General features: G+C 72.8%; 16 protein-coding genes. 7 read left to right on the top strand and 9 right to left on the bottom strand.

Going from position 1 to position 15,845, the window contains the following annotated elements; translation table 11 throughout:
• Positions 1-6: 6 nt before the first annotated feature.
• The 4 genes from BLV01_RS12250 to BLV01_RS12235 are packed head-to-tail and all read right to left on the bottom strand — an operon-like array spanning position 7 to position 4,589.
• A complete protein-coding gene (locus BLV01_RS12250; protein WP_091799569.1) occupies positions 7-735 on the bottom strand; it encodes a DUF2894 domain-containing protein in 729 nt (242 codons plus the stop codon).
• Complete coding sequence (locus BLV01_RS12245; RefSeq protein ID WP_091799566.1) at positions 732-1,391, bottom strand: OmpA family protein; 660 nt, start codon at positions 1,389-1,391, stop codon at positions 732-734. Before BLV01_RS12245 ends, BLV01_RS12250 begins: the two co-directional genes overlap by 4 nt.
• A complete protein-coding gene (locus BLV01_RS12240) occupies positions 1,388-3,856 on the bottom strand; it encodes a DUF802 domain-containing protein (protein WP_091799563.1) in 2,469 nt (822 codons plus the stop codon). The genes BLV01_RS12245 and BLV01_RS12240 overlap by 4 nt, the downstream gene beginning before the upstream one ends.
• A gap of 1 nt (position 3,857) precedes the next feature.
• Positions 3,858-4,589, bottom strand: a complete 732-nt coding sequence (locus tag BLV01_RS12235) for a DUF3348 family protein (RefSeq protein WP_091800008.1) — start codon at positions 4,587-4,589, stop codon at positions 3,858-3,860.
• Positions 4,590-5,058: 469 nt separating this feature from the next.
• Here BLV01_RS12235 and BLV01_RS12230 point away from each other — a divergent pair, with 469 nt between their 5' ends.
• Positions 5,059-5,952 carry a CE1 family esterase gene (locus BLV01_RS12230; protein ID WP_091799559.1) on the top strand — a complete coding sequence of 298 codons (894 nt, stop codon included), beginning with the start codon at positions 5,059-5,061 and terminating at the stop codon, positions 5,950-5,952.
• Positions 5,953-5,991: 39 nt separating this feature from the next.
• Here the strand turns inward: BLV01_RS12230 and BLV01_RS12225 are convergent, their stop codons facing one another.
• Together BLV01_RS12225 and BLV01_RS12220 are read right to left on the bottom strand one after the other, a co-directional pair.
• A complete protein-coding gene (locus BLV01_RS12225) occupies positions 5,992-6,216 on the bottom strand; it encodes a hypothetical protein (protein WP_091799556.1) in 225 nt (74 codons plus the stop codon).
• Positions 6,217-6,375: 159 nt separating this feature from the next.
• A complete protein-coding gene (locus tag BLV01_RS12220) occupies positions 6,376-7,176 on the bottom strand; it encodes a COG4705 family protein (protein ID WP_091799553.1) in 801 nt (266 codons plus the stop codon).
• A gap of 204 nt (positions 7,177-7,380) precedes the next feature.
• Between BLV01_RS12220 and BLV01_RS12215 the strand changes: the two genes are divergently transcribed.
• Positions 7,381-7,773, top strand: coding sequence for a hypothetical protein (locus BLV01_RS12215; protein ID WP_217633497.1), 393 nt, complete (start codon positions 7,381-7,383; stop codon positions 7,771-7,773).
• A 6-nt stretch (positions 7,774-7,779) separates the two neighbouring features.
• Here BLV01_RS12215 and BLV01_RS12210 read toward each other — a convergent pair whose 3' ends face one another.
• Positions 7,780-8,268, bottom strand: a complete 489-nt coding sequence (locus tag BLV01_RS12210; protein WP_175485893.1) for a lipocalin-like domain-containing protein — start codon at positions 8,266-8,268, stop codon at positions 7,780-7,782.
• Positions 8,269-8,478: 210 nt separating this feature from the next.
• On the opposite strand from BLV01_RS12210, the gene BLV01_RS12205 reads away from it, so the two are divergent.
• From BLV01_RS12205 to BLV01_RS12195, 3 genes are all read left to right on the top strand, one after another.
• Entirely contained in the window at positions 8,479-8,904 is a 426-nt protein-coding gene (locus tag BLV01_RS12205) for a helix-turn-helix transcriptional regulator (protein ID WP_091800002.1), read from the top strand.
• Between the two features lie 54 nt (positions 8,905-8,958).
• Positions 8,959-9,378, top strand: a complete 420-nt coding sequence (locus BLV01_RS12200) for a VOC family protein (RefSeq protein ID WP_091799548.1) — start codon at positions 8,959-8,961, stop codon at positions 9,376-9,378.
• A 150-nt stretch (positions 9,379-9,528) separates the two neighbouring features.
• A complete protein-coding gene (locus BLV01_RS12195) occupies positions 9,529-9,753 on the top strand; it encodes a hypothetical protein (RefSeq protein ID WP_091799544.1) in 225 nt (74 codons plus the stop codon).
• 12 nt (positions 9,754-9,765) lie between these two features.
• On the opposite strand, the gene BLV01_RS12190 is transcribed toward BLV01_RS12195, so the two are convergent.
• Entirely contained in the window at positions 9,766-10,545 is a 780-nt protein-coding gene (locus BLV01_RS12190; RefSeq protein WP_091799541.1) for a hypothetical protein, read from the bottom strand.
• Positions 10,542-11,111 carry an RNA polymerase sigma factor gene (locus BLV01_RS12185; RefSeq protein WP_175485891.1) on the bottom strand — a complete coding sequence of 190 codons (570 nt, stop codon included), beginning with the start codon at positions 11,109-11,111 and terminating at the stop codon, positions 10,542-10,544. The genes BLV01_RS12190 and BLV01_RS12185 overlap by 4 nt, the downstream gene beginning before the upstream one ends.
• A 157-nt stretch (positions 11,112-11,268) precedes the next feature.
• Between BLV01_RS12185 and BLV01_RS12180 the strand changes: the two genes are divergently transcribed.
• The gene (locus tag BLV01_RS12180; RefSeq protein WP_254782626.1) at positions 11,269-12,465 is read left to right on the top strand and encodes a serine hydrolase domain-containing protein; all 1,197 of its coding nucleotides are present in this window, start codon (positions 11,269-11,271) and stop codon (positions 12,463-12,465) included.
• A 310-nt stretch (positions 12,466-12,775) separates the two neighbouring features.
• The gene (locus tag BLV01_RS12175) at positions 12,776-15,544 is read left to right on the top strand and encodes a hypothetical protein (protein WP_091799532.1); all 2,769 of its coding nucleotides are present in this window, start codon (positions 12,776-12,778) and stop codon (positions 15,542-15,544) included.
• Positions 15,545-15,845 lie beyond the last annotated feature (301 nt).

The following is a 15,845-nucleotide window of genomic DNA, read 5'->3' as shown; positions in this document are numbered from 1 at the left end:
TCCGCGCTATTCGCGGCGCTTGCGCCCGCGCTTGCCGCCGCCCGCGGCCACGGCCGGTTCATCGGCCTCGGCCACGCCGCCGAGCCGTTCCATCCACGCCAGCGCATCGACATAAGCCATGAACTGCTGCAGGTACTCCGGCGCCAGCGCCTGCATGGTGCTCAGCGCGCGGTGCACGAGCCGGCCGGAATTGAGCGGGCCGGCGTCGGTGGACGACGGTTCCAGCGACTCGCGCAGCTGCCGGTCCATGCGCAGGCGCGAGAAGCGCATGCGGAATTCGTCGAGCGCGGCCAGTTGCGGGAACGCGGCCCGCGGCGCATCGGCGGAAGCCGCCTCGCGCGTCGCCACCAACGCCTCCAGGCGCTGGGTCAGTTCGGCCAAGGTCGGCGCCGGCGCCGGCGCGGTTTCCGCGCCCGCCCGCGGCTTGCGCTTGCCGCCCTTGCGCGCGACGGCCTCGGCGGGCGAGGCCGCGGTGGCAGCGTCCGCCTTGCCAACGGCCGCCTCGCGCGCCCGCACCGCGCTGCGCTCCAGTTCGCCGGCGTACGCGATCATCATCTCGCGCACCCGCGCATCCAGCACCCGCCGCAGTTCGCCGTCCTGCGCCGCGGCGCGGCGCTCCAGCGCGTCGATGCGGGCGAAACCGGCGCGATCGCGGCGGTCTTCGCCCTGCGCGCGCCAGGCTTCCAGCGTGGCCCGCGGATCGGGCCCGCCCGCGTTCGCACGGGCCTGAGTCATCGCGACCCGCGCGGCGGCGCGGCGGCCTGGGTCGGACGCGGCATCGGCGCGATCTCCACCCGCCGGTTGCGCGCACGCCCGGCTTCCTCGGCGTTGGAATCCACCGGCTGCTGGGCGCCGAACGCGGCGGCGAACACCGCCGTCTGCGGCACGCCCGCGGCGATCAGCGCGCGGGTCACGGTCAGCGAACGCTGCGCCGACAGCTCCCAGTTGTCGGCGAACTGGCGGTTGCTCTCGCGCACCAGGCGGTCGTCGGTGAAGCCGCTGACCATCAGGATCTCGTCGCGCGAGCGCAGGTACTCGGTCAGCGGGCCGGCCAGGGTCTTGAGCAGTTCGCGCCCCTGCGGCTGCAACTGATCGGAGTTCAGCGCGAACAGCACGTTGCCGCTGATGCCGATGCGGCCGTCGACCAGGGTCACCCGCCCGCTCGCCAGCGGCGCGGCCAGCGCGCGCTCCAGGGTCTGGCGGCGCTGGGCTTCGATCTTGCGCTGCTTCACTTCCTCGTCGAGGCGGCTGGACAGCTGCATCTGCGCGCCGATCACCCCGACCAGGATCAGCACGAACACGCCCAGCAGCACCGACATCAGGTCGCCGAAGGCGGCCCATACCGGCGCGCCGGAGTCGATGCCGGCGTCGTCTTCGATCTCCGCGCTCACGCCGCCTGCGCTCCGGGGCCGCCGTGCGCCGCGGCCTGGCCGTCGGCCACGCGCTGCAGTTCGTCGATGATCTGCTTCTGGCTCAGCACGCTGAGGTCGACCACTTCGCGCGCCTGCGCGACGTAGTAGGCCAGTTGCTCGTCGCTGCGCGCCAGCGACTTGTCCAGCGCGACTTCCACGCCCTGCAGGCGGTCGGCCAGGCGCTCGTGGGTGTCGCCGAACTGCTGCACCAGCGCGGCGAAGGCGTCGCCGAGGCTGGCGACCTCGACCGCGCCGGCGCCGAGTTGCGCGGCGGCGGCGTCGAGCTTGCCGGCGTCGGCTTCGACGCGTTCGTTGAGGCGCGCGCCGGCGCGTTCGAGCAGTTCGGCCGAGGACGCGACCAGCGCATCGACCGCGGCGCGCTGCTCGCCGGAGGCGTGATTGACCGCGTCGAGCAGGGTTTCCAGCGTCGCCAGCAGGCGGTTGCGTTCTTCCAGCATGGCGGTGTCGCGGACCATGCTGTCGGACAGCTTCTGGCGCAGTTCGGCGACGACTTCGGCGGCGGCCTTGGGCGCTTGCGCAGCGGCATCGACCAGGCGCGAGATCTCGGCGATGGTGTCGCGGGACTGGGCCTGGCTCTGCGCCGAGACCTCCTGGGCGGTGCGCGCGAGGGTGTCGCAGACCTCCAGCTGGCGGCCGGCGACCGCTTCGCCGGCCTGCTGCCAGCGCTGGCCGAGTTCGGCGGTCATCGCCCCGAACGCCTCGGTCCACATCGCCAGGCGCTCGCGGTCGCGCGATTCCAGCGCGGCGTGCAGCTGCGCGTGCGAGTCGCGGACGATGCCCACCAGTTCGGCCGCGTGCGTCTGGAACCCGGCGACCACGCCGGCCGCGGCCTTGGGCGCTTGCGCGGCGGCGTCGACCAGGCGCTCGATCTCGGCCACGGTGTCGCGCGCGTGCGCCTGCGCCTGCGCCGACATCTCGTCGGCGGTGCGCGCCAAGGTCGCGCAAATGTCCTGCTGGCGCTGCGCGGTCAGCGTCTGCGACTGCTCCCAGCGCTCGCCCAGCGCAGCGCTCATCGCGCCGAAGGATTCGGTCCAGGCCGATAGGCGTTCGCGGTCGCGCGATTGCAGCGCATCCTGCAGGTCGGCGTGGGAACGCTCGACCACCGCCACCAACGCCGCGGCGTGTTGTTCGAACGCGGCCGCGGCGCCGCCCAGCGCTTGCTGGTGGCGATCGGCCAGCGCCTGGTTGGCATCGCCCTGGCGCGCCTGGGCCTCGTCCCAGGTCTGCGCGCTGCGGCCGTGGCTGGCTTCCAACTGCGTGGAGACGTCCTTGAGCAAGCCGGCGGCGCCGCGCTCGAAGGTGCCGGCGAATCCTTCCAGCGCGCCGCGCAGCTCGCGCAGCAGCGCTTCGTTGCCGCCGCGGTGGTCGGCCAGGACGCGGCTCCAGCCTTCGGCGGCCGCGCCCGCGGCGCCGGCGAATCCGGCCGCGAGGCCGTCGAGCTGCTGCTGCACCGCGCTGCCGACGCGTTCGTGCAGCGCCGCGCCCTCGCGCGCGAGCGCGGCCATGGTCGCGTCCGCCACCGGCTGCAGCGCCGCGCCCGCGGCGCGCGCGCCTTCGCCGACGCTGTCCTTGAGCGAGCGCTCGAACGATTCGGCCAGGCGCGCGTACGCGGCTTCGCTGCGCTGGTGGAACGCGTCCTGGCGTTCGAGCTGGCGCTCGTGCGCGCTGTCGCTGTGGCGTTCCAGCGCGGCCATCGCCGACTGCAACTGCGCGACCAGCGCGGGCATGGTCTCGGTCTGGCGCTGCAGCAGTTCGAAGGCCTGCGCGCGGCGCCGTTCGTGTCGGTAGGCGCGCGAATGCGTGCGCAGCGCGCCGGCCGCGGCGGCGTCGAGGCGCTGTACGGCGGCGGCGCGCTCGCGCCGGCACAGCGCCGCGAGCAGGCCGAGCATGGCCGACGCGGCGATGCCGGCGATCGAGGTGCCGAAGGCGAAGCCCAGGCCGGCGACCGGCGCGGCGATCGCGGCGCGGATCGCCTGCAGGTCGCTGGCGCTTTCCAGCGCCAGGCCGGTGCCGCGCAGGGTCACGGTCATGCCCAGCAGGGTGCCGAGCATGCCCAGCAGCACCAGCAGGCCGACCAGGTACGGCGTCAGCGTCGGCGCCGGCAGCGGCGCGCGCTCGCCTTCGATGCGCAGGCGCACCGCGCTGCGCAGCGAACAATGCAGGCGGCCGAGCCAGCCATCGAGCCGGCCGTCGTCGCCGTCGGCTGGGTCCGCCGGCGCGGGCAACTCGTCCAGCGCGCGCTGCAGCGTCGCGGTGGCCTGGCGATAACGGCGCAGTTCCAGCCCGCCGGCGAGGTAGCCAGCGGCGATCAGCGCCAGTACCGCCAGCGCCAGCGGATGCGAACCCAGGGTGCCGGCGCCGACCCAGGCCACGAGGACGAGGCCGGCGACGAAGACGGCGGCGTGAAGCGATTTGTTGAGCATGTCAGTCGTTTGCGCGTGCGCGCAGGGCGTCGAGCAGGCCCTGCGAAGGTTGAAGTCGAAGATCCAGTTCGGCGTGCAAGGCCTCGCGCATGTCGGTGCGGAAGCGGGCCAGCCAGGTCTCTCGGTCGGGTTCGCCGCCGTCGGCGGCGTCCTGCGCGCGTTGGCGCAGGCGTTCGAAGCGTCGGCCCAGCAGCGCCGGCGCGGCGCCGAGCAGGCTGCGTTCGCGCCGGCCCAGGGCGCGTTCCATCACCGCGTCCAGCGCGGCCAGCCGGGCCAGTCCGGGCGAGGCCACGGTCAGTCGCTCGCGCAAGCGCTCGCGCAGGCGGCCGGCGCCGGCTTCCAGGGTCTGCTGCAGCGCCAGGTAGCGCTGGCGGAAGAACGGGTAGTCGCCGGTGTCCTCGACCGTGGCCGCGGAGCGCGCCGCAGCGGCGCCCGCGCCCGCGCGCGGCGGCGCGAACGCGCGATCGCCGTCGATGGCCGCGGCCAGCATCCGCCGTACCCGCGCGCACTCGTCCGCCTCGGCCTGGACCGTACCGGCCGCGCCGAAACCCGCAACCGCGGGGGCACCGTCCAGCGCTGCCGACAGCGCCAGGGTCTGGGTCCATTCGATCCATTGGCTGAGCCGGTCCGACAGCGGTTGCGCATCGGGCGCGGCGTCGGCATCGGCGAGGCGGGCGAGCAGGCGGATGAAGGTCGGACCACGGACCGCCGCCCGTCGAGAAGCTTCCACTATCAAACTGGTCTGGCTAAAAGTTCGTCATTTTACACGCGCGGTGCGACCGCCCGCGGTTCGCGCGGCATCGCGGTTGGGCCGGCGGTCATCGCGGCTGAACCGGGTAAACCGCCGCGGCGCATTGACGCGGCCGCGCCGATGTGCTGGCCGCAGGCCGCGCCAAGACCGCCGAGGGCGCGCGATTGCGGCGATTGCGGCCGCGCTCGCGGCGGATTCGCTGCCTGGACCCGCACTCGGCCCATATCCGCATCGCCGCCGCGCAAACCGCTCAAGACGCGCCGCGCGCGCTGCGCCAAGGTGGGTACGCCCCGCCTGGGGCTGCCTACGGGGGCGAACGCCGATTCCCCCGGCCGCGCGCCGATTCCCGCCTGCCGGCCGGATCGCGCCCGGCGCCGCGCCCGCGCCCGCCACCGCCACCGCCACCGCCACCGCCACCGCCACCGCATTTTTCCTCACCACAAGCCGAACCATGCGCTCGCCCCTGCATGCCCCCGCGATCCTCGCGCTGCTCGCCGTCGCCGGCCTGCCGGGCCCGGCGCCCGCCGCGGACCCGGCGCCGCCCAGCGGCCAGCGTTCGCACGTGTTTTCCGATGCCGCCGGCGGCGAACGCAGCTACTACGTCGCGCTGCCGGCGAACTACGACCGCAGCAAGCGCTACCGGCTGGTCATGGTGTTCGCCGGCACCGACACCCGCGGCCGCGAGATGCACGAATGGTTCGGCGCGGGCTGGCGGCCGCCGCAGGTCGTCGGCCTGGAGCCGCGAATGCACGACACCGTATTCGTCTATCCCGACCAGGCCTACGCCTGGGGCGATGTCGCCGGCTGGGCGCTGGGCCCCAAGGCCCGGCCTTACGACGGCTGGCACGACATCCGCTTCGCCGAGGAACTGCTGGCCCAGGCCGAGCGCGACTATTCGATCGACACCGAGCGCGTCTTCGCCACCGGCCATTCCTGGGGCGGCGACATGGCCGCGGTGGTCGGTTGCTACCTGGGCGCGCACTTCCGCGCGATCGCGCCGGTGGCGGCGAACCGGCCGTACTGGTTCGGTTCGCCGACCAGCGATGGCGACTGCACCGGCATGCCGGCGGTGTGGACCTTCTTCGGCCGCGACGACGACCACTTCGGCGACGCCAGCCCGGACGGGCTGTTCGGCGAGGAACACGACGCGTTCTGGACCGCGCGCCAGCAGTGTTCGCGCGACTACGACCGCAGCGGCGAAACCCGCGTCTACCGCGGCTGCAAGACCGGCGTGCGCTTCACCCTGTACGCCGGCGGCCAGTATTCCGGCGGCGGCGGGCTGCGCGACCACCAGCCACCGGATTATTTCCTGCAGGCGCTCTCGCAGTGGCTCTACGCGTTCTGAGCGCGAAGCCCGCTCGAGAACGACGCCGCGGCGCGCGGCTTACGGCGCGTACTGCGGCGCCGCCGGGCGCCAGCCGAGCAGGCGCGCGGGCAGGTACAGCAGCGACTGCAGGAATGCGAACACCGCGCCCAGGGTGATACCGACCAGGCGCAGCGGCAGCGACAGCAGCCACACCAGCGGCCACAGCGCCAGCGCGAGCAGCGCCAGCGGCCAACACAGCACGAACAGCAGGCACCAGGCAAGCAGGACGAACAGCGTCTTCACGGGGCGGCTTCCTTCCAGGACGACGCCGCGGAGCCGGCGCAGGGCCAGACTGCGGCGGCGCGCGCCGGCGCGGCAAGCGCGCTGCGACGAAACCGCGGGCGGGGCGACGAAACCGGCTGCGCAGCGACGAAGCCGGCCCCGCCGCAGCCGCCGGCGCGTTCAGAGCGTCCGCTGCGCCGCGCGCTGCGGCAGCAGCCACAGCAGCGCCACGATCAGCCCCGCCAACACCAGCGAGGCGCTGTAGCGGCTCAGTGCCAGCCCGCCGCTGGCCAGCGGCTTGTCGAGGAAGTCGCCGAACACCGCGCCCAGCGGCCGGGTCAGCACGAACGCGGCCCAGAACGACGCGGTGCGCGAAACCGCGTTCCAGCGGTGCAGCGCCGCCACCACGGCCAGCGCCAGCGCGAACACGCCGATCCCGCCCAGGTAGCCCAGCCCCGCGGTGTCGGCGACCCAGTCGCCCAGCGCGGTGCCCAGCGTCTGCGAGCACATGAGGGTCAGCCAGTAGAAACCTTCCGCGCGCGGCCCGGCGACGCTTTCCACCGCGATCGAGCCCAGGCTGCGGTGCCAGGCCCACAGCGCGGCCAGCAGCAGGGCCAGCAGCAGCGCGGCGCCGCCGCTGTAGCCGATTCCGAGCGAGCGGTCGGCGAAATCGGCCAGGGTGGTGCCGACCATGGTGCTGGCGAGGATCGCGGCCCAGTACAGCAACGGGTGGAACGCGCGCGCGCGGATCTGCATCCACACCGCCAGCGCGAACAGCGCCGCGAACACCACGCTGCCGAGCAGGTAGCCCAGGCCCATCGACATCGACACCGCATCGCCGCCGGTCTCGCCCAGCGTGGTGGCGAGGATCTTGACCGCCCAGAACGCGGCGGTGACCTGCGGCACCTTGCTCAGCGTTGCGGCGGAGGCGGCGACGGAGGCGGAGGCGGAGGCGGACGGCGCGACGGTCGGGGCGTTCATGGCGCGGAGGCGGAACTCGTTGGCGTGGGCGGCGGCGGACGAACGCCGGGCGCTGGGCCCGTACGCCGGCAGTGTGCGCGGCGCCTTGTCGGAGCCGCGTCCGATCCCGCCGCGGCGCCGCGCCTTCGCCCGCGCCGCGCGCGCACGAACGCGCTATCGTGGTCGTCGCCCCGGATCGGGGCCTGCCCGCGCAAGGAGCCGCACGTGACCGACGCCGTTTCGCTGGTGCTCTTCGCCCGCGCCGCCTTCGACCTGGACTGGGCGCGGCAGGCGCTGTCGGCGCAGGGCTTGAACGTCGAGCCGGCGCCGCATGGCTTGAACGCGAGCTGGGACGAAGACGGCCCGGTGCTGCGGATCGGTTTCGTCCACGGCGCGCAGGTCGCGCAGGAGGCGGCCGCGATCGCCGCCGGCGGCGCCTACGCAGACGCGTTGCGCGGCTGCGACGCGCGTTTCGAGATCGCCATCGACGACCTCGACGAAGCCCTGGAAGAGATGAACACCCTGATCGAAGTGCAATCGACCCTGCAAGAGGGCACCGGCGGCTTCCTGTTCAACGACTGGAACGGCGAACTGTCGCCCAGCCCGTCGCCCGACTGAGCGCGCTCAGCGCACCCGGCGCAATCGCCGCAGGAAGTGCACGCCGTCGCTGTCGCCCTCGATGGTCAGCACGTCGCCGTCGATCCGGAACGGCCGCGGCTGGTCGGTGCCGGTGTAGCTGGGCATCAGGCTGCCCTCGACCCAGTGCGTCACCACGCCCTTGGCCGCATCGACGCGCCAGGTGCCGAAGTAGGCGGCATAGCCCAGGAACGCCGCGCGCGTTTCCGCATCGCTGCCCTTGGCGTCGTCGCCGGCCGCGAACGGCGGCGGCGCCGGGGTGCGCATGATCTGCACGTGCAGGTGGCCGCTGGGGTCGTAGACGATGTAGCCCTTGGGTCGCTCGCCGTAGGGATAGTGCTGCTTGCCGTCGGCGTCGGTATCGACGATGCGTTCGACCCGCCACGTACCGACCAGGGACGCGGTGTCGGCGGCGACGGCCGGCAACGCCGTCGCGAGCAGCGCGGCGGCGACGAGCGCGGAACGAAGACCTGGCATGTGCGGATTCCTTGGACGACGCGGGGCCGGCCGCGCGCGAGGCCGACGGCCATCGGCGGGCGATGGCGCCGATGCTGCCAAGCCGCGTCGGGCCCGGCCCGTGCCATCGGTCGCGTCCGCTGTCACCTGCGCTGTCATGCCCGCGGCGTGCGCGGCCTTCGCGCCGGCGCCGGCTTGAGCGCATCCGGCGACAGTGGCAGCATCGCCGCGGTGAACGACAGCCCCCTCGACCCGGTCCACCTGCGCGACCTGGCGCGCCTGCGCAAGGTCCGCGACCGCATCGACCGCGAGTACGCCCAGCCGCTGGACGTGGAAGCGCTGGCGCGCGGCGCGCACATGTCGGCCGGGCACCTGAGCCGGCAGTTCCGCGCCGCCTACGGCGAATCGCCGTATTCCTACCTGATGACCCGGCGGATCGAACGGGCGATGGCGCTGCTGCGCGCCGGCGGGCTCAGCGTCACCGAGGTCTGCTTCGCGGTCGGCTGCTCGTCGCTGGGCACCTTCAGCACCCGCTTCGCCGAGTTGGTCGGGATGCCGCCGAGCGTCTACCAGCGCCAGCAGGCCGACGCCACCGACGGCATGCCGGCCTGCGTCGCCAAGCAGGTGACGCGACCGATCAGGAATCGAGAAGCGTAGCGGCGCACGCCCGCCTAGCATGGCCTCACCCGCCACCCACCGCAGGACACCGCCATGAACCTCAGCATCCATTCCAGCTTCCTTCCGCACACCGACCCGGAGGCCTCGCTGGCCTTCTACCGCGACGCGCTCGGCTTCGAAGTGCGCAAGGACGTCGGCTACCAGGGCCTGCGCTGGATCACCGTCGGCCCGGCCGGCCAGCCCGACACCGCGATCGTGCTGTACCCGCCGCAGGCCACGCCCGGCCTCACCGACGCCGAACAGCGCGCGATCGCCGAGATGATGGCCAAGGGCAGCTTCGCCATGCTCAACCTGGCCACGCCCGACCTGGACGGCACCTTCGCCAAGCTGCAGGCCGGCGATACCGAGATCGTGCAGGAACCGGTCGACCAGCCCTACGGCCTGCGCGATTGCGCGGTGCGCGACCCCGCCGGCAACCTGATCCGCATCCAGCAGACTGCGTCGCGCGGCTGAGCCCGCGCCCGCGCGGCGGCGCATCGCGTCGGCGCCGCGCAATCTTCCCGGGCCGCGTCCCGGAACCTCCCGAACTTCCGCAAGCGGCCGCGTCCGGCGGCCGCACGGGCGCGGCTTGCCCGCGCCCGGCCATCCTTCCTGGAGAACGCCATGCGCCCGACCCCGTGGGTCCGCCAGTTCCACCGCTGGACGTCCGTCGCCTTCTTCCTCAGCGTGATCGCCACCACCATCGCCCTGGCGCAGGAGCGGCCGCTGCTGTGGATGTCCTACGTGCCGCTGGCGCCGCTCGCGCTGCTGGCGCTGACCGGCCTGTATCTGTTCGCGCTGCCGTACCTGCCCAAGCGGGCCGGCGCGCAAGAAAACCCAAGGCCGTAGGCGCCGCGTAGTTCAGCGCTGCGCGCGCACCGGCGCATAACCCGCCGGCGGCTCGCTGCTGAGCCAGCCCGGCGCCAGCGGCGGGTCGAGCGTGAAGCGGTAATCGATCTGCAGCCCGCCCGGCCCGGCCCGGCGCACCCGCAGCGGCAGGCCGGCGGCGTCGGCCCACACTTGCGCCGGCGTGCCGCCCAGGCGCAGCGACCAGCGCTGCACGGCGCGGCCGTCGCGATCGCGCTGGTCGGGCAGGCGCTCGGCGCGGCCCTTGAATTCGCGCAGTTCGCGCAACCAGCCCAGGTCGCCGGCGGCCGCCGCGGCCTGCGCGCTCAGCGGCACGACCAGGGCTTCGCGCGAATCGTGCAGCAGGGTCAGCACCCGCCGGCGCGGCGGATCGACGATCACGCTCAGCTGCGCGCCGACATCGGTGCGCAGCACGCCGCGCCGGTCGACCACGGTGCGCGAGGTCTGCAGCACCCGCCCGTCGATGCGCTGGACCACCTGCAGGTCGAGCACGGCGGCCTCGCGCAGGCGCTGCTGCACGGCGGCGAAGGCGTCGCCGCCGCCGGGCAGCAGCGGCAGCGCCAGGACCGCGACGATCGCCAGCGCCGCGACCGCGCCGGCGGCGAGCCAGCGCGGCAGCGCCGGGCGACGCGCGCCGGCGGCCGGGCGCGGCTGCGCGCGCAGGCGTTCGAGCAAGCGCGCCTGGACGGCGTCGGCCGCATCGGCGGGCGCGGCCTGCACGGCGCGCACCGCGTCGGCCAGCGGCTTGGAGAGTTCGTGTTCGTGGCGGCTCATGGCGCGATCTCCGTGGTGTCGCCGCGCTCGCCCAGTTCGGCTTCGAGCCGGCGGCGGGCGCGGTGCAGGACGACGTTGACGTTGTTGGCGCTCAGTCGCAGGCATTCGGCGATCTGGGCGATCTCCATCCCTTCCAGGTAGCGCAGGCCGAAGCACTGCGCCTCGCGCCGCGGCAGCCCGGCCAGCGCCTGGCGCAGGCGGCGCGCGCGTTCGTCGTGCAGGCTGGCCTGTTCGGCCGACTCCGCCGCGCCGGGCTGCTGCGCGCGCCACAGCGGCAGCGCCCGCCACCAGCGTCGCTGCCGGCGCAGCACGTCGATGGCCGCGCGCGAGGCCGCCGCCGACAGGTAGGCCGGCCAGGACTCCACCGCGTCCTGGCCGCCGGACTGCAGCAGGCGCAGGAACACCTCCTGCTGCACGTCCTCGGCCTGGGCGGCGTCGCCGAGCACGCGGTAGGCGGCCTGGAACACCAGCCGCCCGTACTGCCGCGCCAGCGACTCGGCCAACCGGGACTGCTCGCTTGCGCTCATCGGCTCGCTCCTCTGGATGCGGGCGCTCAGGAAGGTCATGGATCGGGATCCGTTCGTGGGTCTCGACACAGCAGACGCGCCGGCGCGGCGGAACTTACATCGCCGCGCCGGTCCCCCGCCCGTTGCATCGCATCGCGGCGATGTAAGTTCCGCCGGCCCCGGGCGTCGAGTGTGGTGAATCCCAGGAGAACGCGCCATGCCCTCGCTCGCTTTCATGCTCCGCCGCCCGCGCGCCGCCGCGGCCGCCCTGCTGCTCGCCGCCGCGCTGCCCATGGCCACCGCCCGTCCCCATGCGCTGCCGGGGCCGGCCGCGCTCGACGCCGAAGTCGCCCGCGCCATGGCCGCGACCGGCGCGCGCGGGCTGGCGGTCGCGATCGTCGACGACGGCCGCGTCGTCCAGGTCCGCGCCTACGGCGAGCGCAACGCGCGCGGCGAACCGTTGCGCACCGACACGGTGATGTACGCCGCCTCGCTGACCAAGACGGTGTTCGCCTACACCGTGCTGCAGTTGGTCGATGCCGGCACGATCGAACTCGACCGGCCGCTCGCCGGCTACTTCGACCGGCCGCTGCCCGACTACCCCGCCGACCGCAAGTACGGCCCCTACGCCGACCTCGCCGGCGACGAGCGCTGGCGCCGGCTCACCGCGCGCCACCTGCTCACCCACTCCGGCGGCTTCGCCAACTTCGCCTTCCTCGAACCCGACCGCCGCCTGCGCATCCATTTCGAACCGGGCACGCGCTATTCCTATTCCGGCGAAGGTTTGATCCTGCTGCAGTTCGCGCTCGAACGCGGGCTCGGCCTGGACCTGGGCCGGGAAATGGACGAACGCGTGTTCGCGCCGCTGGGCATGCGCGACACCGCGATGCTGTGGCAGCCGCGCTTCGCCGCCAACCTCGCCGACGGCTGGACCCGCGACGGCGCCGCGGTCGCGCACGACGAGCGCAGCCGGGTGCGCGCCGCCGGTTCGATGGACACCAGCATCGCCGACATGGCCCGCTTCGCCGCGGCGCTGGTGCGCGGCGACGGCCTGTCGGCGCGCGCGCGCAAGGACATGGCGCGCGCGCAGTTGCCGATCGCCAGCGCCTCGCAGTTCCCGGTGCTGCAGCCCGACCTGCCCGCCGCGCAGCGCCGGCCCGACCTCGCCGCCGGCCTGGGCGTGGTGAGCTTCCGCGGGCCGCAGGGCGCGGGCTTCATGAAGGGCGGCCACGACGACAACACCGGCAACACCCTGGTCTGCATCGAACGCCGCCGCCGCTGCGTGGTGCTGCTGTCCAACGACGTGCGCGCCGAGCCCGCGTTCGCGCACCTGGTCGCGTTCGCGCTCGGCGACACCGGCGCGCCGTATCGCTGGGAGTACGGTTCGATGGCGTTCTGGGAACCCGCGCGCTGAGCGCGCATCGAGCTTGCGGCGTCGCCCTCGCGCGGCGCCGCGCCTGCGACCGCTGCGACGCGGGCGTTGAAAGATTGATCGCCTCGCCGCCGCCACGCGCAAGCGTATACGCCTGCATGATCGCGAATCTGCGCGTCGGGTTTGCAGTTCGCTGCGGCCGACCTCGGGTTTGCCCCAGTTCAAAGCAGCGCACGCCGGTTCCATGTTGGAGGCGCATCCCACGCACGCGCATCGCCGCCGCGCATCGGTCCCTGCGACCGCACGGCGCCCGCGATCCGAACCCCACTCGAATCGACCCGCGAGCCCGCCCATGTCCGTTCCCGCCCTCAATCTGCAAAACAAGGCCGCCACCTACGTGCCCGGCAGCGGCGACTACAAATCGCCGACCAAGGCCGAACTGGAGGAGCTCGCCGACAAGCTGCACGACGTCGGCGAGAAGAAGGCCAAGAAGGACGACTACGACCGCCGCCTGGAATCGCTGGCCAGCGAGTTCCTGCCCACCCTGAGCCCGGAAGACCGCGGCCGCTTCATCGGCACGGTGATGGAAAAGGACAAGGGCGCGCTGGATTCGTGGCTGCAGAAGGACCGGCTCGACAAGCTCGTCGACAACGGCCGGCTCGACGACAGCGACCGCAAGCGCCTGCTCGACGGCGTCGGCCGCGGCTTCGGCGACGACCACATCCCCAAGGACAAGGCCGCCGAATTCATCGACACCGCGCGCAAGCCCGAGCCTGCGCCCGAGCCCGAGGCGCCCAAGGACGACAAGCCGACCGAACCGCCGAAGGACATCCTCAACGACGGTTTCCGCGAGTTCGGCAAGGACGACCGCGTCGTCTACGACGACATCCGCAACGTGTCCTATCCGGGCGAATACAAGGACGGCTGGCTGCGTTTCGAAACCAAGGACGGCGGCAAGTTCGCGGTCGACAAGGCCAGCGCGCCCGACGTGTACGCGCTGGCCGAGCGCAACTACCTCGACGCCGGCCAGCAGACCATCGACAACGCGCGCGACCGCGCCAAGCTCGACCCGACCGCCAAGACCGACGTGTTCTCGCTGGAGACCAGCGAGGAAGTCGACGGCCACAAGCTCAAGGTCGGCGACGCGGCGATGAAGCTGATGATCGACGAGATCAAGGGCAAGAAGGACCTCTACGACGGCAGCCCGCAGGCCGAATTCCTGCGCATGGTCGAGGCGCGCAGCGCGGTCACCAACGGCAAGTTCGTCCATCCGGTCTACGAGAACCGCCACATCAACGTCGGCGGCCGCACCAAGACCGAGACCGAGAACCTGCTCAAGCTCGAGCCGGCCGACATGAAGGAGATGCTCGACGAGGGCAAGATCAACCAGCGCCTGGACGCGTTGATGCGCGACGAACAGGTGTCGTCGCTGTACGAGAAGAGCCTCAAGGAAGCGATCGGCAAGGTCCCGGAGGACGAGCGCAAGTCGATGGCCGACCGGCTGGCCAAGGTGGTGGAGAGCCCGGACTACGTGCAGGAGATCGGCAAGCTGCCCAAGTGGGACCAGCCGCGCGCGCAGGCCGACGTCGAAGACGCGGTCTCGCAGTTGGGCCTGCTCGATCCCGAGCGGGCCAAGTCCGCCGGGCAGGCGTTCGCGATGAACGCGCTGGCGCGCGACATCGACGCCGGCCTCGCCGACGGCGAATTCACCCCCGAGGCCGAGGTCGACGGCGTCGAGGCCGGCCTCGGCGCGGTCACCAACGCGATGGAGAAGGCCAAGCTGCCGGTCGACCTGACCGAAGGCGTCCACGAGTTCCTGGACAAGGGCGGCGACGAGGCCAAGCGCGATTTCGCCCAGGTCGCCAAGGAACTGCGCGAGAACGGCTACGCGCCGGAGGACATCGACAAGGCCTTCGCCAACGTCGACTTCAAGAGCGACAAGAAGGACACGATCCGCGGCCTGATCAGCAACCTGGATTCCAGCGGCCTGCTGCCGTCGGTGAGCGGCGCCATCGGCATCGCCTCGACCGTGCGCGGCCTGGTCAAGGACGGGTTCGGCGAAACGCCGGAGGAAAAGCTCGCCGTCGCCGGCGGCATCATCGGCATGGTCGGCTCGCTGCCCGACGCGAAGAAGCTGCTGTCCAACCTCGGCAAGGGCATCGACGGCTCGGCCCTGGACCTGCTCGACGTGGACAAGGCGGTCAAGGACAACATCGGCGTGGAGACGCGCTACGGCAACCAGGCGGTGTCGGCGATCGGCGACAACGTCGGCGCCGCCGACATTCCGCCGACCGACATCGGCAACCGCGACCAGATCGTCGAGGGCATCGAGCAGAGCGCGGGCGACCCGGCCAAGAGCAATCTCTCGCGCATCTCGCAGTCGACGCTGAAGGTGCTGTCCGACTATTCCGGCAAGGCCGGCGGCGTGCTCGGCGTGGTCACCGGCGGCATGGGCGCGGCCGAAGCGTTCAAGGGCGACAGCTCCGGCGCGGAGAAGGCCGAGGCGGTGCTCAACGTGGTCTCGGGCACGCTCGACCTCGCGCCGGACGTGCTCAAGGCCGGCAGCCGCTTCGTCTCCGCGGTCGGCGGCCAGGCCGCCGGCGCGGTGGCCGAGCGCGTGGTCGGCGCGATCACCCGCGGCCTGGGCCCGGTCGGCATGTTGCTCAGCGTGGCCTCCGAACTGGTTTCGGTGTTCGTCAACAACGCCAAGGATAAGAAGGAAGCCGGCGAGCAGTACGACTGGTTCAAGCAACTCGGCGACGACGGCGTCACCCACGGCGACTGGAACCTCAAGTACGACTACGCGGTGACCACGCTCAACAGCTTCGGCAACGCGCGCGATTACATCAACAACCTGCGCGAGCTGCGCGGCGCCGACTGGGGCGGCCGCCAGGCGCCGGGCGACCGCAGCATCTTCGACTTCCACCGCGAGGAATTCGCCGACTTCAAGGGCAAGTGGGAGAAGGACCGCGGCGCCGACACCTATGTCGAGTTCCTCGATCCCGACAAGCGCAAGGCCGACTTCAAGCGCGAGAAGGAGCACATGGACGAGGTCAAGGAGTACATGGACAAGCACCCGACCTACTTCCCCGGTTACAACGACTGGGTGCTCGACCTCTGAGCCCCGGCGCAGAACCTCGAACGCCGGCGCGGGCATCCGAAGCCGGCCGGCAGGCCATCGCCAGCGTGCGACGCCGGCCCGCACGCGGCTGGCAACGACGCCATCGTCCGAAGCCGACCGCCACGCATCGCCGCCACCGCGCGCGTCCGCAACCCAACGGCAAGCCGACGCCGCCCTTGCCGGCGTCGGCAGCCGTGCGCAAACCACGGCGCCTCGTGCGCCATCCGCGCAAACCACGCCGCAACGCCCACTTCGCTCCTGCCCGCGGCGCCCCTGCGCGGGGCGCCGCGGGCGCAATCGC

This window comes from Lysobacter sp. yr284, from assembly GCF_900107375.1.
Taxonomy (GTDB): domain Bacteria; phylum Pseudomonadota; class Gammaproteobacteria; order Xanthomonadales; family Xanthomonadaceae; genus Lysobacter.
This window is presented reverse-complemented; position numbering and strand designations above follow the sequence as displayed.

What these genes read in the sequence shown, in the direction of transcription:
- BLV01_RS12190 (WP_091799541.1), bottom strand. Translation starts at nt 10,545, where the DNA reads ATGAGCCGCCACGAACACGAACTCTCCAAGCCGCTGGCCGACGCGGTG.
- BLV01_RS12220 (WP_091799553.1), bottom strand. Translation starts at nt 7,176, where the DNA reads ATGAACGCCCCGACCGTCGCGCCGTCCGCCTCCGCCTCCGCCTCCGTC.
- BLV01_RS12210 (WP_175485893.1), bottom strand. Translation starts at nt 8,268, where the DNA reads ATGCCAGGTCTTCGTTCCGCGCTCGTCGCCGCCGCGCTGCTCGCGACG.
- BLV01_RS12230 (WP_091799559.1), top strand. Translation starts at nt 5,059, where the DNA reads ATGCGCTCGCCCCTGCATGCCCCCGCGATCCTCGCGCTGCTCGCCGTC.
- BLV01_RS12175 (WP_091799532.1), top strand. Translation starts at nt 12,776, where the DNA reads ATGTCCGTTCCCGCCCTCAATCTGCAAAACAAGGCCGCCACCTACGTG.
- BLV01_RS12180 (WP_254782626.1), top strand. Translation starts at nt 11,269, where the DNA reads ATGCCCTCGCTCGCTTTCATGCTCCGCCGCCCGCGCGCCGCCGCGGCC.
- BLV01_RS12185 (WP_175485891.1), bottom strand. Translation starts at nt 11,111, where the DNA reads ATGACCTTCCTGAGCGCCCGCATCCAGAGGAGCGAGCCGATGAGCGCA.
- BLV01_RS12250 (WP_091799569.1), bottom strand. Translation starts at nt 735, where the DNA reads ATGACTCAGGCCCGTGCGAACGCGGGCGGGCCCGATCCGCGGGCCACG.
- BLV01_RS12200 (WP_091799548.1), top strand. Translation starts at nt 8,959, where the DNA reads ATGAACCTCAGCATCCATTCCAGCTTCCTTCCGCACACCGACCCGGAG.
- BLV01_RS12240 (WP_091799563.1), bottom strand. Translation starts at nt 3,856, where the DNA reads ATGCTCAACAAATCGCTTCACGCCGCCGTCTTCGTCGCCGGCCTCGTC.
- BLV01_RS12195 (WP_091799544.1), top strand. Translation starts at nt 9,529, where the DNA reads ATGCGCCCGACCCCGTGGGTCCGCCAGTTCCACCGCTGGACGTCCGTC.